Genomic DNA, 18649 nt, shown 5'->3' on the forward strand with positions numbered 1-18649 from the left:
GAAGGGCCGCGCTGCAAATCGGCCGCTTATCATGTCTGGTTAACCATCTTCGTGGCGGACTTGTTGCTGCTTGATTGCTATAGAGGCGCATGGATCGCCCGAAGCTCAACCATGGTCGCCTGACCGAACTGGACGCCTTGCGCGGCATCGGCGCGCTGTGCGTGCTGATCTTCCATTATTCGACGCGCTTCCATGAGCTTTTTCCGCAAGCGGCGCATGTCCCGTTCAGCTTTCCCGGCGGTAATTATCGCGTGCTGCTGTTCTTCACCATTTCGGGCTTTGCGATCTTCTTCACCCTCGATCGAATTGGCACGGTCGCCGACTTCATGGTCAACCGGTTCGCACGGCTTTATCCCGCCTATCTCGTGGCGATGCTGCTGACGCTGGCGGTTGAATATCTGGCCCATGCGACACAATTGCTGATCGGTCCCGTCGCCATCCTCGCCAATTTCACCATGCTCCAGGGTTTTGCCTTCTTACCGGAGGTGGATGGCGCTTATTGGACGCTGACGGTGGAGATCGCTTTCTATTTCTGCATGATCAGCATCTGGAAATTCGCCGGCACCCGTCGACTGGAACCTTTGCTGGCGGCGTGGCTGCTGCTGCGCTGGCTCTACTGGGCCTGGCCCGACATGCCCGAACGCGTCATCATGCTGCTTGTGCTACGCTACACGCCCTTCTTCGTGATCGGCATGCTCGCCTATCGCTGCTGGCGGGGGGAGCGCAGCCTCAAGCAGCAGGCGCCCTATGCCGTTCTGGCGTTGCTATCCATCGCGACGATGGAAACATGGGATGTGACTTTGGTCGGCGTCGTGCTGCTTGCGGCCTTCACCGCCCTCATCAACGGGCGGCTTCGCTTCCTGCGCATGAAGCCACTGATCTGGCTCGGCGGGATCAGCTATTCCTTCTACCTCATCCATCAGCATGTCGGCTTCGTCATCATGCTGGAAATGGCGAAAGCCGGCTACAGCCCCTGGATCGGCTTTGCTGCCGCCTTCACCGTGGCGCTGCTGCTCGGCACCGCGATCAATCGCCTGGTTGAACGGCCGGCAGGCGAAGCCATCCTCGCCTGGTGGAAGCGTCGCCGCACCGCCCGCATGCTCATACCCGGCGTGACGCCCAGCCAGACATGACAAGGGCGCGGCCATCGCTGGCCGCGCCCTTTTGCTTCGTTTGTTGCCAACCCTTATTGCGCGACGGGCGCTGCCGCCGCTGCATTGTCGGGCAAGCCGCCCAGTTGCGTCACCAGCTTGGTATAGGCGTCGAGGTAGGCCAGCACGATGACCTGGCCGATCTCCGTATTCTGATAGCCCGCACCGCCGGCCGCCGCGAAGCCGCCCCACCAACCGCCGCCTGCGCCGCCGCCAAAGCCGACATCGGTCTTGCGCGCATAGCCTTCGGTCAGCGCCTCTTCCTCGGTCGTGCGGGCGTTCACGATCGACAGGGTGACATTGGCTTCCTTCTTCTTGATGTTAAGCCCGCCCAGGATCGCGCCGCCAAAGCCGCCCATCAGGCCGCCCAGCGCGCCGCCGATGCCGCCGCCGCCGGAATTGCGGTTGGACGACACGATGTCGGGCTCCAGATAATAGTCCGCCGCCTTCACCTGGCCCTTGCCCAGATTCGATCCGGCCTGCAATTCGCCGGCGTCCGCCATGGCGCGTTCCATCGCGCGGCTCTGCATTGACCGGCCGCGGTTGACCATGCGGAAACAGCCGGACTGCTGGACGAACACCTTCAGGATGGCCTCTGGACTGCCCAGATTAAGTTCGCGCCACCACTGATTGTCCGGTTCGACGATCGCGACCGTTCCCAGCATCTTCGTGCAGTGCGGGATTTCGCGGGTTGCGCGCTCCTGCGAGCGCCGGCCGGACGACGCGCCCTTGGTCGTGCCGTCCTTGTAGGTTTTGCCCGAGGAACTCATGTTGGTCTGCGCGATGGTCGTCGCTGGCGCGGCGGTCAGAACCGCCGTGGCGGCCAGCGCGGATAGGATTTTCGACATTGCCCCAATTTTCCCCTTGATGCGGTGAAGTTCAGCCGTTTTTTCTTATGGCGCGACCCGGCAAAGGAGCGCTTCCCTTAGCATAGAGTGACCCACTTGCCTACAGATGGCGCACCGCGCGTCAGCCGTGCTGACAGGGCGGAGAATCGCTGCTATCGGGCGCCGATGACTGACCTGTCCCAGATCCGTAACTTCTCGATCATCGCGCATATCGACCATGGCAAATCGACCCTGGCCGACCGCCTTATTCAGCGCACCGGTGGCCTGACCGACCGCGAAATGAGCGCGCAGGTGCTCGACAATATGGATATCGAAAAGGAACGCGGCATCACGATCAAGGCGCAGACCGTGCGCCTCGATTATGTCGCGAAGGACGGGCAAACCTACGCGCTCAACCTCATGGACACGCCGGGCCATGTCGATTTCGCCTATGAAGTCTCGCGCAGCCTGGCCGCCTGCGAAGGCGCGCTGCTGGTGGTCGACGCCGCCCAGGGGGTGGAGGCGCAAACGCTGGCCAACGTCTATCAGTCGATCGAGCATGATCACGAAATCGTGCCCGTCATCAACAAGATCGACCTGCCGGCCGCCGAACCAGAAAAGGTGAAGGCGGAAATTGAGGAGGTGATCGGCCTCGATGCGTCCGAAGCGGTGCTGGCCAGCGCCAAGTCCGGGATCGGCATTGACGACATATTGGAAGCGATCGTCACCAAGATCCCCGCGCCCAAGGGGGACCGGGACGCATCCTTAGAAGCGATGCTGGTCGACAGCTGGTATGACCCGTATCTCGGCGTTGTCATTCTGGTGCGCGTCATGAATGGCGTCATCAAGAAGGGCCAGAATATCAAGTTCATGATCGGCGGCACCGAACATCTGATCGACCGGGTGGGTTGTTTCCGGCCCAAGATCGAGCAGCTGGCTGAGTTGGGACCGGGCGAAATCGGCTTCATCACCGCGCAGATCAAGGACATCAGTCAGACGCGCGTGGGCGACACCATCACCACGGTCAAGAACCCGGCAACCAAGCCGTTGCCGGGATTCAAGGAAGTCCAGTCCGTCGTCTTCTGCGGCCTCTTCCCGGTTGATGCCAACGACTTTGAAAAGCTGCGCGATTCTATCGGCAAGCTGCGCCTTAACGACGCCAGCTTCTCGTTCGAAATGGAAACCTCGGCAGCGCTGGGCTTCGGTTTTCGGTGCGGATTCCTGGGCCTTTTGCATCTGGAGATCATCCAGGAGCGGCTGACCCGCGAATATGATCTCGACCTCATCACCACCGCGCCATCGGTCGTCTATGACATGCATATGAAGGACGGGACGGTGCGCCATCTGCACAATCCCGCCGACATGCCCGATCCCAACCATATCGAGATGATCGAGGAGCCCTGGATCGAGGCAGTGATCTACTGCCCCGACGAATATCTGGGCAGCATCCTGAAGCTCTGCCAGGACCGGCGCGGCATCCAGAAGAACCTTACCTATGTCGGCGGGCGTGCCCAGGTAACCTATGAATTGCCGCTCAACGAAGTCGTGTTCGATTTCTACGATCGGCTGAAATCGATCAGCCGCGGCTATGCCAGCTTCGATTATCACCAGATCGGCACGCGCGAGGGCGACCTCGTCAAGATGAGCATCCTCGTCAATAATGAGCCGGTCGATGCGCTCTCCATGATCGTCCACCGCTCGGCCGCCGAAGCGCGCGGCCGGCACATGTGCGAGCGCCTAAAGGACCTCATCCCCCGCCACCTGTTCAAAATCCCGATCCAGGCGGCGATCGGCGGAAAGGTGATCGCGCGCGAAACGATCGCGGCGATGCGTAAGGACGTCACCGCCAAATGCTATGGCGGCGACATCAGCCGCAAGAAAAAGCTGCTCGATAAGCAGAAGGAGGGGAAAAAGCGGATGCGCGAATATGGCAGCGTGCAGATTCCGCAGGAAGCCTTCATTGCCGCGCTGCGGATGGGCGACGAAAGCTGACCGTGCCGGGCGATCCCTATTCGGCTCTGGCCGATCAGGTCGCCCGTATCGAACGCGCCGCCGCCTTCCTTGCCAATGGCATGTCGTTGAGTGGCTGTCCTGACGCCTCGGTGCGTCGCCGCGACGCCATGCCGGCTCGGCTCATCGGCAATGGTCTGCGCGAACTGGACCTGTTCCTGACCGACCTGATTGTCGAGGCCGACCGCCTAGATCGGCTGGGCGTGGCCGCCGGGGTGGACCCTGGCGTCCATCCGCAGCGCCGCATCTTCAGCGCCGCCGAAGCCTGGCGGCGGGCCGCGCCGCGCCTCGGCCTGTCTGTCGAAGGCCGCGCGCGCCTGCGGCAGATGCGCGCCGCGCAAAATCGCCATTGCTTTGGCGCATGGCGCGACGCGGGCAGCGGCCCGGCGCTCCAGCACGCCTGCGCCGACTACGCGCGGCTTGCCGGTGATGTGCTGGCGGCGGCGCGGAGCAAGGCGGGGTAGGGGCATTTCGGCAAACGCGACAGCGGGTGCATGGCTGTCGCGTTTACCGGAAGCCCGGCGCAAAGCCGTGCACCTGTCGCAGTCGATGTCGCGGGCCGGGTCAGCCCGCCTTCGGACAATCGCCCACGCGCCGGGCGGTCAGGTCGTGCGTGGTGCGCAGCACCGGCTTTCCGCCCTCCGTCTTGGTCATCGTCGTGCCCAGCGTCATGCTGTCGTTGGTATAATTGCCCTCCACCACCAGTTCCGACACGCCCGCGCCGGCCTTGCAACTAAGCGTCGCGATCAGCCGTCCCTTGCGCACCAGCTTGTCCTTGTAGACGCAATCCTGCCCCTCGGGTCCGGCCAGTGCATCGGCGTCCGGCGCATTATCGGCGTCGAAGGCGATGCACAGTTTCTCCTCGCCAATCTGCTTCAACGCCTCCTGATATTGGGCGGGCGTCACGGTCGGCGTATTATAGCCGGTGGTCTTGCGGGTCAGTTCCCATTCCCCGGCCTGCATGACGATGGGCGGCTCTTCGGCCTGCGGCGCCGGCGTCGGATCACTGCCGCACGCGCCGAGGGCCAGCATCGGCGCGGCCATCGCGCCCAGCATCACAAATCGCATATCCTCTCTTCCCAACCGTTATCGATCCATGGCGCAAGGCTCTACTGCCCGGCCGCAAAGTGCAAGGCCAAAGCGCGCCGGGGCCTGTCATCGCCGTCGTGGGGCGCCGCGCGTGGGCACATGGAAATCGGCCGGCTTTCCCTCGATCCAGCGTAGGAAGGTGGCGATCGCTGGGGCCGCGCGTAAGTCGGCGGGGCCGGCAAAGTCGCGCGCCAGCTGCGCGTTGGTAAAGGTTGCATGGATGGTGCGATGACAAAGGGGATGCACCGCCACCGTCTCCCGCCCGCCCCGGCTCTTGGGAACCGGATGATGCCACTCGATCCGCGCACCCAGCGGCCGGTCGCAGAGCCAGCAGGGCAAACCCCTATTCACCCTCGCCAATATCATCATCGTCGACAAGCGCCTTGACCAGATAGCCACGCTGAAGCCGACCCAGACGGTTGAGCGGAAGAGAATATAATTCGGTGAGGAAACGGAAATCCCAGTCCGTCAGGCTGTCGGACCCATATTCAGCCTGGAAGAGGTTGATGATCGATCGAACAGAAGACGGCGAATTTCGGCGGATTTCGGCGAGGCCAACGAACGCGGCGTAGTCTGCGGCGGCGTTCAACGTGATGCCCTCGGCCCTGTTCACGTCGATGATGACGGTGGCAGCACTTATGAGCCGGATCGCCTGACTGCGGATAAGGCTCGGCGCATAGGAGCCACCCGTTGGCACGCCATCGGGCAATATGGATGCCCCTGCCTCGCCATTGCCACCGGTGATGGGAGAGGGGGTCGATGACAGGGCGTCGCCGTCGCCCGATCCGTAGGCAATCGTATACCACCAGCGAATAGGCGCATCGCCTTCGAGCAATTCGCGGCGTTCTGGACCTTGGATATCCGTCATGCTGCCGGGCTGCCGTTCATTGACAAGGGCGGCGAGTTCTTGTCCGTCGCTTACGAATGCGACCAAAAGGTTGGTTTCGCATTTTCGCGCCGCGATTGGAGCGCCGACCCTCTGGACCGTCGACGTCATGCGCGCCGCAACAATGTCCGCGATATCGGCCGAAACACCTTTGATCTTGAGGCAAATGCCCGACGACCACCGCGCGGCCGGCCTGTCTCCCTGGACGACGCCCAGGCGCCGGACAAAGTCGGTCGCCCGTGCGCGCGCTTCCTCTTTCGTCAGTCGCTGACCGTTCACCACGATCGTGTCCGGCTCGGCAGCGTTCGCAAGCCTGCAACAGATGCTCAGGCCGAGTGACAGTAAAAGGATCAGCCGGACAATCACTTATTCTCTTCACATTTCGGGCCGATCCACTTGCCCTCGGAACGCGCTGTCATTGCCATGGTCTGGCCTTCGGGGCCGCCCTCCATCTTCATGTCCATGTCCATCGCATAGCTGTCGGGCGCGTAGCTGCCCGACATGGCGGCGTTCATGGTGCCGCCCTCCGCCTTGCAGGAGACGCGGCCCTTCACCTTGCCGCCCGTGGCAGAAAAATCGGCGAAGCGGCAATTCTTGTCGTCCTGCCCCGAGAACATCTCCGCACCGGGATTGGCGGCTTCTTCGGGGGTCACGCAATAGGTGAGGGATGTCTGGCTCATCATCCGCTTCATCTGCTCTTCCATCGTTGCCGGCGCACCGGGCATGCCGGACAGGTCGATGTCCTGGATGGTAAAGCGCCCCTGCCACTGGCCGGGTTTCAACTGCACCTTGTCCACGGCTTCTTTCACCTGCGCCTTGCTCATGGCGTCGGTCGCGGCAATGTCACCGGCCTTTTCGCCTGGCTGGTCCCCGCACGCCGCTAGCGTCATGGTCAAGCCCAGCATCGTCAAAAACGCTCCGCGCATCGTCCGATCTCCCTGTTGCACCCCTTATGTTCCGGTACCATATCAAGGCGCGATGACAATTCAAATCCGCACCGACCTGTCCGAGCCGGAAACCGGCCAGAGCTTCGTCCCGCATCGTCCGGCGCGCCCGGAAAAGAGCGAGGGCGGGCGGCCGTTCACGCTGGTAAGCGACTATGAACCCTCCGGCGACCAACCGACCGCGATCGCCGAACTGGTGGCGGCGGCCAGGCAAGGCGAAAAGGACCAGGTGCTGCTCGGCGTCACCGGCTCGGGCAAGACCTTCACCATGGCCAAGACGATCGAGGCGTTGCAGCGCCCCGCGCTCATCCTTGCGCCCAACAAGATTTTGGCGGCCCAGCTCTATGGCGAGTTCAAGAGCTTCTTTCCCGACAATGCGGTCGAATATTTCGTCAGCTATTATGATTATTACCAGCCCGAAGCCTATGTGCCGCGGTCCGACACCTATATCGAGAAGGAGTCGAGCGTAAACGAGAGCATCGACCGGATGCGCCATTCGGCCACCCGCGCGCTGCTGGAACGCGACGACGTCATCATCGTGGCGTCGGTGTCCTGCCTTTATGGCATCGGATCGGTCGAAACCTATTCGGCCATGACCTTTTCGATGAAGAAGGGCGGGGTGGAGGATCAGCGCGAGATCATCCGCAAGCTCGTCGCGCTCCAATATAAGCGCAACGATGCAGGCTTTGCCCGCGGCAACTTTCGCGTGAAGGGCGACAATCTGGAAGTCTTCCCCTCACACTATGAGGACACGGCCTGGCGCGTCAGCTTCTTCGGCAACGAGATTGAGGATATCGTCGAATTCGATCCGCTCACTGGCAAGAAGATCGCCAGCCTCGATTATGTGAAAGTGTTCCCCAACAGTCACCATGTCACCCCCGGCCCGACGCTGAAGCAGGCCATGGAAGCGATCCGGTTCGAATTGGCCGAGCGCCTCAAGGAACTGGTGGCTGAGGGCAAGCTGCTGGAAGCGCAGCGCCTTGAACAGCGCACCAATTTCGATCTGGAAATGATCGCGGCGACAGGAAGCTGCGCGGGGATCGAGAATTATTCCCGCTTCCTGACTGGCCGCCTGCCTGGCGAACCGCCGCCGACTTTGTTCGAATATCTGCCCGAAAATGCCGTGCTGTTCGTGGATGAAAGCCATCAGACCGTGCCGCAGATCGGCGCGATGGCGCGGGGCGACCACCGGCGCAAGATCACGCTCGCCGAATATGGCTTTCGCCTGCCTAGCTGCATCGACAACCGCCCGCTGCGCTTCAACGAATGGGACGCGATGCGGCCGCAGACGGTCAGCGTGTCCGCCACCCCCGGCCCATGGGAGATGGAGCAGACCGGCGGCGTGTTTTCCGAACAGGTGATTCGCCCCACCGGCCTCATCGACCCGCCGGTCGAGATCAAGCCGGTCGAGGATCAGGTCGACGACCTCATCAATGAATGCCGCAAGGTCGCGGCGCAGGGCTATCGCACGCTCGTGACCACTCTCACCAAGCGGATGGCCGAGGACTTGACCGAGTTCATGCATGAAGCCGGGATCAAGGTTCGCTACATGCACAGCGACGTCGAGACGCTGGAGCGCATTGAACTGATCCGCGATCTGAGGCTGGGCGTCTACGACGTTCTCATCGGCATCAACCTGCTGCGCGAGGGGCTGGACATCCCTGAATGTGGGTTGGTCGCAATCCTCGACGCGGACAAGGAGGGTTTCCTGCGCTCCGAAACCTCGCTCATTCAGACGATTGGCCGCGCGGCGCGCAATGTGGAGGGCCGCGTGATCCTCTATGCCGACCGCATTACCGGGTCGATGGAACGCGCGCTCAACGAAACGTCGCGACGGCGCGAGAAGCAGCAGGCCTATAATCTGGAGCATGGCATCACGCCGACCACGATCAAGCGGCAGATCGGGGACATCATCGCCCATGTGGCATCCAAGGATCAGGTCACGGTCGACACTGGGCTGGACGATCGCCCGCATATGGTCGGCCACAATCTGCGCGCCTATATCGAGGACCTGGAAAAGAAAATGCGCGCCGCCGCCGCCGATCTGGAGTTCGAGGAAGCCGGCCGCATTCGCGACGAAATCCGCAAGCTGGAAGCGGAGGAACTTGGCCTGCCCGCAGACGAGCAGGTTGCCGCCCCACGTGGCCGCGCGACGGAGGGCAAACCGGGGACGCGGAAGCTGCGATATGGGAAGACACAGCGGAAATTCGGGCGGTAGGGCTGTGTGGAAAATCCCAGAGTTTCTTCCTGGGGATAGCGAAGTCGATTCAAATCGATGTCACGAGTTGGCAAAAGTTGGATCGAAAGGATGTCCCGATGGTCAAACCCGCCAAACTCTTGCAACGACTGCTCCAAGGCAGCCGCAACATCAGCTTTCGCGATTTCCAAAGGCTACTCGAAGCCTTCGGCTTTCGCCTTACCCGCGTCAGCGGCAGTCATCATGTCTACGGCCGCGCCGGCATCGACCGTCCTTTGATTATCCAACCCAATGGCAAGGATGCCAATACCTATCAGGTCGAGCAATTCCTTGATATGATCGAAGCACAAGGACTCAGCATGGACGAATGATGGACCATCAGTATCACATCAATGTCTTCTGGTCGAAGGAGGACAAGGTCTGGATTGCAGATGTGCCTGACCTCAAACCGTGCTCCGCGCATGGCGACACGCCAGGTGAAGCCATTGCGGAGGTCCAAGTAGCGATCGGGCTATGGCTCGATTTCGCGCGCGAGCACGGTCATCCCATTCCGGAAGCCCGCTACCGCCCTGCCATCTACGCCGCTTAATCCGTTATCAGTAAGTCCGGCTTGTCACCTTCGCGGTACCGTCCGGCGTGATTTCGATCAGATGCGCGCTGTCATTGTCGCATTGCGCTTTCCAGCCTTTGACGCCCGGTCGAATCTCCGTCCGCTCCGATCCCGTGACGGCGGGGCACGCGACGCCCGAATCACGGATCGCCTTCTCGAAGACACCATTGCGCTGCTCGGGCGTCAGCTGGGCGACCTGCGCCGCAGCGCCGCTTTCAGCGATGGCCTGATTGCCCCCGGTCACGGCCTGATCCCTGGCGGGCTCCCCGCAACCGGCAAGCGTTGCGATCATGGGCACCATCGCCCATCCCAGCATCCGTGTCATCATTTGCACCACTCCTGGTCGCGTTCTTTCAAGGCAAAAGCAGGTTTCGTTCGACAGTTCCAAATCAGTTAGCCGCATTCGTCCGTGGCGCCAGCCGGCTGCTTTCCAGCAGAGGCAATCCGCTCTCGGTTGGGACGTAAATGATGCTCGCGTCTTTAGCGTCGATGGCCTGAATCTGAAGATAGCGCAAATAGCCGTCCGGACCGCCCAGACTATCCTGCAAGATTCGGTTGGCACGTGCCGCGCCTTCTGCGCGCACGACTTCTGCATCAGCGAGCATCTTCGCACTTTCCAGCCGCGCCCGCGCTTCGAGCACCGCGATCTGGCGGGAGGATTGCGCTTCGGCCAGGGCGGCGCGGCCCGACAGTTCCTTGCTGTAGACATTATAGGCCGGACAGCCCCATAGAACGCCGGATAGCGTGACCATGAAGAGGATGGCGATGCCCAGCATGCCCGTTCCGGTCAATCTTATCATTGCATGCTCTCCCTTCAGCCTGCAAAACCGTCGGTCGCGCGGATCAGTGCGTCCAATATGCCCGGTTCATTATAGGCATGGCCCGCGCCCTCAATCAGTTCGAAGCGCGCCTGCGGCCACGCCTTGTGCAAAGCCCAGGCGGTTTCGGCGGGGCAGGCCATGTCGTAGCGGCCATGGATGATGACGCCGGGAATGTCGGCCAGTATAGCGGCATTGGCGATCAATTGACCATCGTCCAGCCAGCCGCGATGCGTGAAATAATGATTTTCGATCCGTGCGAAGGCGAGCGCGAAATCATCCGCGTCATGCACCGCCGACAGCGCCGGGTCGGGTAGCAGGCGCACGGTCTCGCCCTCCCACACGCTCCAGGCCCGCGCCGCAGCGATCCGTGCGGCAGGATCGTCGCCGGTCAGCAGTTGTCGATAGGCCGCAACCAGATCGCCGCGTTCTGTTTCAGGGACGGGGGCGACGAACCTTTCCCATTTGTCGGGATAGATGCGGCTCGCGCCTTCCTGATAATACCAGTCTATTTCCGATTGGCGGATCATGAAGATGCCGCGCAGCACCAGTTCGCTCACCTGCGCGCGATGCGCCTGCGCATAGGCAAGCGCCAGCGTCGATCCCCAACTGCCGCCAAACACCAGCCATTGGTCGACGCCCATCATGGCCCGCAGCCGTTCGATATCGGCGACCAGATGCCAGGTCGTGTTTGCGTCCAGCGATGCATGCGGTGTGGACTGCCCACATCCGCGCTGGTCGAACAGGAGCAGATCGTAGCGGGCGGGATCGAACAGCCGCCGATGATCGGAGCTGAAGCCGCCGCCCGGCCCGCCGTGTAAAAAGACGGCAGGCTTCTCGCCCGGGGTGCCGCACCGTTCCCAGAAGATGCGATGCCCGTCGCCAACGTCGAGGTGGCCGGAGGCAAAGGGTTCGATGGGTGGATAGAGACTGCGCATGCGGACCTTGTAACAGGCGATGCGATTTGAACCAGAGGCGTTGGCCGCCGCTTATTTCTTCTTGCCGAAATCCACCGTGACGACGTTCGATCCATCCTCGTTCGTCACCTGCGGCCCGTCATTTTCCGCTTCGTCATGCGGTTCGGGGACTTCATCCGACTGCACCTGAAATTGGAGCGCGAAATTGACGGCCGGATCGACGAAGGCCGTGATCGCGCTGAAAGGGATGACCAGATGCGCCGCGACCTGGTTGAAGGTCAGGCTCACCTCGAAATGCTGATCGCTGACCTTCAAGTCCCAGAATTTATTCTGGAGTACGATCGTCATTTCGTCAGGGAAGCGTTCGACCAGATGCTTGGGAATGTCGACGCCCGGAGCCTGTGTCTTGAAGGTGATGTAAAAATGATGCGTCCCAGGCAGCCCGCCCGTCTGCTGCACTTCGTCCAGCACGCGGCCGACGACCGCGCGCAGCGCCTCCTGCACGATTTCGTCATAGGGAATCAGGCTGTCGGGCAGGTCATCGCTCATGGCGCAATGTCCTAACGGCCCTAAGCATGGGGTCAAGCCCGCTCCAGCTTGCGCGCGCACATTGCATGCTGCGTCCCACACGCTATAGGGCGGCCATGCGCACGGCCGAAATTCACCGCAACACTGCGGAAACGCAGATCGATGTGACCGTCAACCTGGATGGCACCGGGCTTTACACCGTGTCGACCGGCATCGGCTTTTTCGACCATATGCTCGAACAGCTTTCGCGCCATTCGCTGATCGACATGACCGTCAAGACGGTCGGCGACCTGCATGTCGATCAGCACCACACCACAGAGGACACCGCGATCGCCATTGGCGAAGCCGTGGCAAAGGCGCTGGGCGACAAGCGCGGGATCAGCCGCTACGGCAGCGTCTATTCGCCGATGGACGAGACGCTGAGCCGCGTTGCGCTCGACATTTCCGGCCGTCCATGGCTGGTGTGCAAGCTGCCCTTCACCGTCACGAAGGTGGGCGAATGGGACACCGAAATGGTGGAGCATTTCTTCCACAGCTTCGCCCAGGCGGCCGGCATCACGCTGCATATCGAACTGCTTTACGGCAGCAACAATCATCATATCGTTGAAAGCGCGTTCAAGGGGCTGGCACGGGCGTTGCGTCAGGCGGTGGAGGTCGATCCGCGCAAGGCCGACGCCATCCCGTCGACCAAGGGCATGTTGTAAGCCGATGACCATCGCCCTCATCGACTATGGCGCGGGCAATCTTCATTCGGTGCATAATGCGCTGAAAAAAGCGGGCGCGCAGGACGTCGCTATCACTGCCGATCCGGAGGTGGTGGCGCGGGCCGACCGTATTGTGCTGCCGGGCGTCGGCGCGTTCCGGGCCTGTCGCGACGCGCTGGTCGCGATTCCCGGCATGGTCGAGGCGATGGGCGAGGCCGTGAATCAGCGGGGCACGCCTTTCCTAGGCGTGTGCGTGGGCATGCAACTGCTCGCCGACGCGGGCGAGGAATTTGGTCGCCATGAAGGGCTGGGCTGGATTCCGGGCACGGTGCGGCGGATCGAACCGGCCGACGCCGAAGCCAAGGTGCCGCATATGGGATGGAACGATGTGGCGCTGACGGGCGCGCCCGGTCTGCTCCAGCCGGGGGAAGCCTATTTCCTGCACAGCTATCATTTCGAGGCGGCCGATCCCGCTCATGTCGCTGCTAGGACCGATCATGGCGGCCCGCTGATCGCTGCGGTCGCGCGCGACACGATCATCGGTTGTCAGTTTCACCCGGAAAAAAGCCAGGCTTATGGCTTGTCCTTCCTGTCCCGCTTTCTCGACTGGCGGCCCTGACGGCCGCTGCGCGTAAAGGTTTCGCTCATGTCCCTGATCGTCTTTCCAGCCATTGATTTAAAAGGTGGCCAGGTCGTCCGTCTGGCCGAAGGCGACATGGATCGCGCCACCATTTATGGCGACGATCCTGCCGCGCAGGCGCACATATTTGCTCAGGCAGGCGCGCAGCATCTCCATGTGGTGGACCTAGACGGCAGCTTTGCTGGCGAAGCCGTCAACGCCGCTGCGGTGGAAGCCATCATCGATGCCTTTCCGGGGCATGTGCAGTTGGGCGGCGGCATCAGGAATCGTGCTGCGGTGGAACGCTGGTTCGACCTTGGCGTGTCGCGCATCGTGATCGGGACTGCGGCGCTCAAGGACCCCGCCTTTGTCAAGGCGGCGGCCCGCGACTTTCCGGGCGGCATCGTCGTCGCAGTGGATGCGCGCGATGGGTTCGTCGCCACCGACGGCTGGGCGGAAAAGAGCGACATGCCGGTCGTCGATCTGGCGCGCCGGTTTGAAGATGCGGGTGTTGCCAGCCTGCTTTTCACCGATGTCGGCCGTGACGGCCTGCTCAAGGGGTGCAACATTGACGCCACTGTCGATCTTGCGCGCGCCACCGATATTCCCGTGATCGCCAGCGGCGGCGTGGCGGGCATTGCCGACATTCGCATTCTTAGCCTTCACGCCGATGAAGGGATCGAAGGCGTCATTACGGGCCGGGCGCTCTACGACGGCCGCCTTGATCTCAAGACGGCCATGGCGGTCGCGCAGGCGGCGGCATGACCGTCCGCACCCGCGTCATTCCCTGCCTCGACGTCGCCAATGGCCGCGTGGTCAAGGGCGTCAATTTTGTTGACCTCAAGGATGCCGGCGACCCGGTGGAGCAGGCGCGGCTCTATGACGCGGCCGGCGCGGATGAACTCTGCTTCCTTGACATTACCGCCACGCATGAGGCGCGCGGCACGATATTGGACGTGGTGCGGCGCACGGCGGAGGTGTGCTTCATGCCGGTCACGGTCGGCGGCGGCGTGCGCAGCGCGGATGACGCGCGCGCGCTGCTTCTGGCGGGTGCGGACAAGGTCGCGGTCAACAGCGCCGCGGTCGTCCGTCCCGAACTGGTCGCCGACATCGCCGATCGCTTCGGAAGCCAGTGTATCGTCGGCTCCGTGGACGCGCGCGAGGTTGGGGAGGGGCGCTGGGAAATCTTCACCCATGGCGGGCGCCAGCCCACTGGCATCGACGCGCTGGAGCATGCGCTGCGCCTCGCGGAACTGGGCGCGGGCGAATTGCTGGTCACTTCGATGGATGGGGACGGGACGCGGCAGGGCTATGATCTGGCGCTCACCCGCACCATTGCCGACGCGGTATCCGTGCCCGTGATCGCCAGCGGCGGCGTCGGCACGCTCGATCACCTTGTCGACGGCGTGATCAAGGGGCATGCCAGCGCCGTTCTGGCCGCTTCGATCTTCCATTTTGGTCAGCATAGCGTGGGCGACGCGCATCGCGCGCTGGCGGCCGCAGGGGTGCCGGTCCGCGCCGCCTGATTAACGGGTGGATCATAACGATACATTCCCGCCGCCGTTATCGTGGTTAATCCATTGGAAAGATGCGTGCGCGTCCCGTATTTCCTGCCCTCGAACTATTCCATTCTTTGGCAGCAGGGGTGTGACATGAAATACGGGAAGATGCTTTTGATGGTTGGGGTCGCTGGTTTGATGGGCGCGGCCGTGCCCGCGCCGGCGCAGGCGACCTGGGGATGCTGGTTCGGCAAGTGCGGCGGTGGTTCGTCCTCGTCGGGCGGCGGCTCGTCCACTGGCGGTTCGTCGGGCGGCACGCCGACGCCGGTGCCCGAGCCCGAGCAAATGGCGCTGTTCGCGATGGGCGCGGCCGTTCTGTGTGGCCGCGCGGTTGTCGCGCGCCGCAAGAATCGCCGGAAGTAAAATTCATTTGACGGGTCGCGCGCGCGGCGCTTGATGCGCCCCATGCGCGCGACTCTTCATCATCTCGAACAGACCATCCGCCAGCGGCGCACGGCCGACCCGACGGCGTCCTATGTCGCAAAGCTGGCGGCCAAAGGCCGCGCGAAGATTGCGCAGAAGGTCGGCGAGGAAGCGGTGGAAACGGTGATCGCGGCCATGGCCGATGATCGCGCCGGCGCCGTGGGCGAAAGCGCGGACCTGCTTTTCCATCTGCTGATGCTGCTGGCTGATCTTGATATCCCGCTGGATAGCGTCCTTGACGAGTTGGATCGTCGCGAAGGTGTGTCGGGAATCGTGGAAAAGGCGGCCCGACCGTCCGACTGAACGGATAAAATTGCCTCACCCCGCGTTTAATCGGCGATTTCACCGCAGGGATGGGGGTCTATCATGGTTCGTTCGGTCATCGGGGGGCTGCTTGGCGGTCTCGCCATGTATATTATCGGCTTCATCTTCTGGGGCACGCCGCTCAGCGCACTCGCGTTCAGCCGCGCGGGCGATCAGGAAAGCGCCAATCTTCAGGCTGCGCTCGCCCAGGGGCTGAACGCCACCGGCACCGGCGTCTATGTCATCCCGGATCCGGCCACCGCGCAGGGCACCATCCTCTATGGTCGCGGCCCCATCGCCCAGGTCTTCTATAACAGCAGCGGATTTCCGGTCACTGATGGCGCGTCCCTGATCGGCGGGCTGATCCTCGCGCTGGCGGTCGGTATCCTGATCGCGCTCGCGCTGCGTTTCGCTCTGGCCGATTTCGGCAGCCGCATGCGCGTGACCATCCTGTTTTCGATTGCGGCCGTGCTCTGGCTGCATATCGGTCAGCCGGTCTTCAACCATGCGCCCTGGGGCTATTTCCTCTATCTTGCGTTCAGCGATTTCGTCGCGCTCGCCGCTGCGGGCCTGATCGCGGCTAAAATCATGGAATCCAGGGTGGCTGCAACTGCGTCCACCACCCACTGATCCGTTAGTCTCCGATTTCCTGCGCCATGCGGATCATGCAGTCCGCATGGCGCCGCGCAACCAGCATGCGATCCGCGCCATAGCCGCCACCCATGGTGCTGGCGACCGGAATAGTGCGCTTGCGGGCCTGTCGCAGGACAAAACGGTCCCGCGCGTCAAGGCCGGCGTCGGTCAGCTTCAACCTGCCCAGCCGATCCTCGCCATGGGGGTCGACTCCAGCTTGATACAGGATGAGGTCGGGCGCGAAGTCGTCCAGCACGCGCGGCAGGGCATCAGTCAGGACCGCCATATAACCATGGTCATCGATGCCATCCTCCAGCCCGATGTCCAGGCTGGATCGCGCCTTGCGCACGGGAAAGTTGCGCTCGGCATGAATGGATAGCGTAAAGACGTCGGTGCGCCCCGCCATCAGCGCCGCCGTGCCGTCTCCTTGATGCACGTCCAAATCCAGGATCAGGACATGTTTCGCGTCACCTTCCGCGATCAGCCGGGTGGCCGCGATCGCCAGGTCGTTGAACACGCAATATCCAGCGCCTGTGTCGTGCAGCGCATGGTGGCTGCCGCCCGCTGCATTGGCTGCATAGCCATAGATTTTCGCCAGCCGCGCGGCGGCCCACGTGCCGCCCGGCGATAGCAGCGACCGCGCCGCCACGCGATCGGTGATCGGAAATCCAATCCTGCGCATCTTTTCGGGCGGGACGCTCAGGCTTATCACCTCGTCCACATAAGCGGGGTCATGCACGGCCTCGATCCATTCGCGCGGCATCACCTCGGGCGTATGAACCGTCATCGCCGTTCCGCTCTCTGTCAGGGCATCCATCACCAGCCCATATTTGTCGAAACGATAGGCGCTGCCGGGTGTTGCAGGGGAGACATAGGCAGGATGGTGAACAACGTGCAGCATGATCTTTTCCACTATCGCGATTTGAACCTAGAGAGCTTTGCGCTATCTGGTCCAGCATGAACCGCCCCTCCATGACCCGTTTTCCCGTCGCGGCGATGATCGGCCTTGCCGCTTCATCGCTTGCCGCTCAACCTGCCCTGGCGCAGACGCCGCCGCCCGCCGTTGCGCCAACCCTGCCTGGATCGGGCATGGTGCAGCCCATTCCTGCAATTCGTCCGCCCGTCCCTATTCCGCCGCTGTCCGCCGCGCAGGAGGCGTGGGCCAATGACTGGCTCAAGACCGGCGCGGCGCAGGGGCTGATGGCCCGCCAGAAGCGCAGCGGCCCGCTCCATGGCGAAGCGCTCGTGAATGCCATGCTCGACCGCGCCCGCGCGCTCAGCACCGGGCGCGTCGACACGGCCGACTTCCTCGACATCTGGGCGCTGCGCCCGGAAAAATTCGATCCGCGCCCCGGCTTGGCCAAGGCCGTTTCCGACGATGATCTGGACCGCTGGGCCAACCGGCTGACCCCGCCCTGGGCGGGGTATGAGACATTGCGGCAGGGGCTCGCCCGCTACGAGGCAATTCGGGACCAGGGTGGTTGGCAGTCGCTGTCCGCCTCTTCGTCGTCCGACGCTATTCGCAAACGCATTGCGATGGAGGACCCCAGCGTCTCGCCGGACGAAAAACTGGCCGACATTATCCAACGGGCGCAACGCCGCTATGGCCTCAACCCCACCGGCAATCTGGATGCCCGAACGCTTGCCGCGCTCAACGTCGGCGTTGATGATCGTATCGCCGCGATCATGGCCAATATGGAACGGTGGCGCTGGATGCCGCGCAGCTTGCCCGTCAATCGGGTACAGGTGAACATCGCCGCTGCCGTGCTGACCCTGTTCGAAGGGGATCAGCCGGTTACCTCCATGCGTGCCGTTACTGGCAGCCCGGATAACCAGACGCCGATGCTGTCGTCCAGCATCCATTCAATTGTCGTCAATCCGCCCTGGAATGTGCCGATGTCGATCGCCAGGCGTGAACTTTTCCCTAAAGGACGGGCGACGCTGATCCGGCAGGGTTACAAGATCGTCAAGACGCCCGAAGGGGGCGAGCGCATCGTGCAGCCGGCAGGTCCCAACAGCGCGCTGGGCCGTTTGAAGTTCGACTTTAACAACCCGTTCGCCGTTTACCTGCACGACACGCCCGCGCGCGGGAAATTTTCGAGCTATGATCGCCTGGCAAGCCACGGCTGCATCCGCCTGGAAAAGCCGGTGGCGCTGGCCGAGCAGATGGTCGCCGCCTCCCCCGACCTCAACGGCCAGATTCAGAACCTGATCGACGAAGGCAAGACGCAGCGGGTGTCGCTGCCTCAAGATGTCGCGGTCTACCTCCTCTACTGGACGGCCTTCGCCAATGGTGATGGCGTCGTGTCCTTCCGCAACGACCCCTATGGCTGGGACAAACTGCTGGCGCAAAAGATTGAGGCATCGAGCAGCCGCGCCGATCCCACCGCCGCTCCCGCTCCCGCCTCCATCGCATCAAAGGACTGATTCC

25 protein-coding genes are annotated in these 18649 nt (G+C 62.7%); 15 read left to right on the plus strand and 10 right to left on the minus strand.

All coding sequences use genetic code 11. The annotated features are described in order from the left end of the window. Positions 1–89 precede the first annotated feature (89 nt). Positions 90–1133: an acyltransferase family protein gene (locus B2V90_RS15855; protein ID WP_228221614.1), complete on the plus strand. Its 1044-nt coding sequence runs from the start codon at positions 90–92 to the stop codon at positions 1131–1133. A gap of 53 nt (positions 1134–1186) precedes the next feature. Here the strand turns inward: B2V90_RS15855 and B2V90_RS15860 are convergent, their stop codons facing one another. Beyond that, complete coding sequence (locus B2V90_RS15860) at positions 1187–1921, minus strand: CsgG/HfaB family protein (RefSeq protein WP_050763001.1); 735 nt, start codon at positions 1919–1921, stop codon at positions 1187–1189. Positions 1922–2164: 243 nt separating this feature from the next. Here B2V90_RS15860 and lepA point away from each other — a divergent pair, with 243 nt between their 5' ends. Further along, positions 2165–3970, plus strand: a complete 1806-nt coding sequence (gene lepA / locus B2V90_RS15865) for a translation elongation factor 4 (RefSeq protein ID WP_228221613.1) — start codon at positions 2165–2167, stop codon at positions 3968–3970. A 2-nt stretch (positions 3971–3972) separates the two neighbouring features. Beyond that, positions 3973–4452 carry a hypothetical protein gene (locus B2V90_RS15870; protein WP_293922240.1) on the plus strand — a complete coding sequence of 160 codons (480 nt, stop codon included), beginning with the start codon at positions 3973–3975 and terminating at the stop codon, positions 4450–4452. Positions 4453–4552: 100 nt separating this feature from the next. Here the strand turns inward: B2V90_RS15870 and B2V90_RS15875 are convergent, their stop codons facing one another. The 3 genes from B2V90_RS15875 to B2V90_RS15885 form a co-directional block, all read right to left on the minus strand. Then, a complete protein-coding gene (locus B2V90_RS15875; protein ID WP_228221611.1) occupies positions 4553–5056 on the minus strand; it encodes a DUF3617 domain-containing protein in 504 nt (167 codons plus the stop codon). 87 nt (positions 5057–5143) lie between these two features. Beyond that, a complete protein-coding gene (locus B2V90_RS15880) occupies positions 5144–5443 on the minus strand; it encodes an HNH endonuclease (protein WP_414711614.1) in 300 nt (99 codons plus the stop codon). Next, complete coding sequence (locus B2V90_RS15885; RefSeq protein ID WP_228221609.1) at positions 5421–5945, minus strand: hypothetical protein; 525 nt, start codon at positions 5943–5945, stop codon at positions 5421–5423. The genes B2V90_RS15880 and B2V90_RS15885 overlap by 23 nt, the downstream gene beginning before the upstream one ends. Here B2V90_RS15885 and B2V90_RS15890 point away from each other — a divergent pair. Continuing rightward, on the plus strand, positions 5931–6302 hold the full coding sequence (locus B2V90_RS15890) for a hypothetical protein (protein WP_228221608.1): 372 nt from the start codon (positions 5931–5933) through the stop codon (positions 6300–6302). The two genes, B2V90_RS15885 and B2V90_RS15890, sit on opposite strands and share 15 nt — an antisense overlap. 23 nt (positions 6303–6325) lie before the next feature. Here B2V90_RS15890 and B2V90_RS15895 read toward each other — a convergent pair whose 3' ends face one another. Further along, complete coding sequence (locus tag B2V90_RS15895) at positions 6326–6889, minus strand: DUF3617 domain-containing protein (RefSeq protein WP_228221607.1); 564 nt, start codon at positions 6887–6889, stop codon at positions 6326–6328. 52 nt (positions 6890–6941) lie between these two features. Here B2V90_RS15895 and uvrB point away from each other — a divergent pair, with 52 nt between their 5' ends. From uvrB to B2V90_RS15910, 3 genes are all read left to right on the plus strand, one after another. After that, positions 6942–9125: an excinuclease ABC subunit UvrB gene (gene uvrB / locus B2V90_RS15900; protein WP_228221606.1), complete on the plus strand. Its 2184-nt coding sequence runs from the start codon at positions 6942–6944 to the stop codon at positions 9123–9125. Positions 9126–9223: 98 nt separating this feature from the next. Then, positions 9224–9475 (plus strand): type II toxin-antitoxin system HicA family toxin, encoded by a 252-nt coding sequence (locus B2V90_RS15905; protein ID WP_228221605.1) that lies wholly within the window; start codon positions 9224–9226, stop codon positions 9473–9475. Then, the gene (locus B2V90_RS15910; protein WP_009820662.1) at positions 9472–9693 is read left to right on the plus strand and encodes a type II toxin-antitoxin system HicB family antitoxin; all 222 of its coding nucleotides are present in this window, start codon (positions 9472–9474) and stop codon (positions 9691–9693) included. Before B2V90_RS15905 ends, B2V90_RS15910 begins: the two co-directional genes overlap by 4 nt. Positions 9694–9700: 7 nt before the next feature. On the opposite strand, the gene B2V90_RS15915 is transcribed toward B2V90_RS15910, so the two are convergent. The 4 genes from B2V90_RS15915 to B2V90_RS15930 all read right to left on the minus strand — a co-directional run bounded on the left by B2V90_RS15915 (position 9701) and on the right by B2V90_RS15930 (position 11998). Next, positions 9701–10042, minus strand: coding sequence for a hypothetical protein (locus tag B2V90_RS15915; RefSeq protein ID WP_228221604.1), 342 nt, complete (start codon positions 10040–10042; stop codon positions 9701–9703). Positions 10043–10103: 61 nt separating this feature from the next. Then, on the minus strand, positions 10104–10514 hold the full coding sequence (locus B2V90_RS15920; RefSeq protein WP_228221603.1) for a membrane protease subunit: 411 nt from the start codon (positions 10512–10514) through the stop codon (positions 10104–10106). A 14-nt stretch (positions 10515–10528) separates the two neighbouring features. Further along, positions 10529–11470, minus strand: coding sequence for a prolyl aminopeptidase (gene pip / locus B2V90_RS15925; protein WP_228221602.1), 942 nt, complete (start codon positions 11468–11470; stop codon positions 10529–10531). Between the two features lie 51 nt (positions 11471–11521). Beyond that, the gene (locus B2V90_RS15930) at positions 11522–11998 is read right to left on the minus strand and encodes an SspB family protein (RefSeq protein ID WP_228221601.1); all 477 of its coding nucleotides are present in this window, start codon (positions 11996–11998) and stop codon (positions 11522–11524) included. Between the two features lie 95 nt (positions 11999–12093). On the opposite strand from B2V90_RS15930, the gene hisB reads away from it, so the two are divergent. The 7 genes from hisB (at position 12094) to B2V90_RS15965 (ending at position 16215) form a co-directional block, all read left to right on the plus strand. Continuing rightward, positions 12094–12681 (plus strand): imidazoleglycerol-phosphate dehydratase HisB, encoded by a 588-nt coding sequence (hisB, locus tag B2V90_RS15935; protein WP_031298759.1) that lies wholly within the window; start codon positions 12094–12096, stop codon positions 12679–12681. 4 nt (positions 12682–12685) lie between these two features. Then, entirely contained in the window at positions 12686–13300 is a 615-nt protein-coding gene (gene hisH, locus B2V90_RS15940; protein WP_009820668.1) for an imidazole glycerol phosphate synthase subunit HisH, read from the plus strand. Between the two features lie 27 nt (positions 13301–13327). Further along, positions 13328–14065 (plus strand): 1-(5-phosphoribosyl)-5-[(5-phosphoribosylamino)methylideneamino]imidazole-4-carboxamide isomerase, encoded by a 738-nt coding sequence (hisA, locus tag B2V90_RS15945; RefSeq protein ID WP_009820669.1) that lies wholly within the window; start codon positions 13328–13330, stop codon positions 14063–14065. Further along, complete coding sequence (gene hisF / locus B2V90_RS15950; protein WP_228221600.1) at positions 14062–14826, plus strand: imidazole glycerol phosphate synthase subunit HisF; 765 nt, start codon at positions 14062–14064, stop codon at positions 14824–14826. The genes hisA and hisF overlap by 4 nt, the downstream gene beginning before the upstream one ends. Before the next feature lie 126 nt (positions 14827–14952). Beyond that, complete coding sequence (locus B2V90_RS15955; protein WP_009820671.1) at positions 14953–15222, plus strand: PEP-CTERM sorting domain-containing protein; 270 nt, start codon at positions 14953–14955, stop codon at positions 15220–15222. 42 nt (positions 15223–15264) lie between these two features. Continuing rightward, complete coding sequence (locus B2V90_RS15960) at positions 15265–15585, plus strand: phosphoribosyl-ATP diphosphatase (protein WP_228221599.1); 321 nt, start codon at positions 15265–15267, stop codon at positions 15583–15585. 63 nt (positions 15586–15648) lie between these two features. Next, positions 15649–16215 carry a hypothetical protein gene (locus tag B2V90_RS15965; protein WP_228221598.1) on the plus strand — a complete coding sequence of 189 codons (567 nt, stop codon included), beginning with the start codon at positions 15649–15651 and terminating at the stop codon, positions 16213–16215. Between the two features lie 4 nt (positions 16216–16219). On the opposite strand, the gene B2V90_RS15970 is transcribed toward B2V90_RS15965, so the two are convergent. Next, positions 16220–17119, minus strand: coding sequence for a histone deacetylase family protein (locus B2V90_RS15970; protein WP_228221597.1), 900 nt, complete (start codon positions 17117–17119; stop codon positions 16220–16222). Positions 17120–17190: 71 nt separating this feature from the next. On the opposite strand from B2V90_RS15970, the gene B2V90_RS15975 reads away from it, so the two are divergent. Continuing rightward, on the plus strand, positions 17191–18645 hold the full coding sequence (locus B2V90_RS15975; protein WP_293922257.1) for a L,D-transpeptidase family protein: 1455 nt from the start codon (positions 17191–17193) through the stop codon (positions 18643–18645). The last annotated feature ends 4 nt before the right edge of the window (positions 18646–18649 follow it).

This window comes from Sphingobium sp. UBA5915, from assembly GCF_002431195.1.
GTDB lineage: Bacteria > Pseudomonadota > Alphaproteobacteria > Sphingomonadales > Sphingomonadaceae > Sphingobium > Sphingobium soli.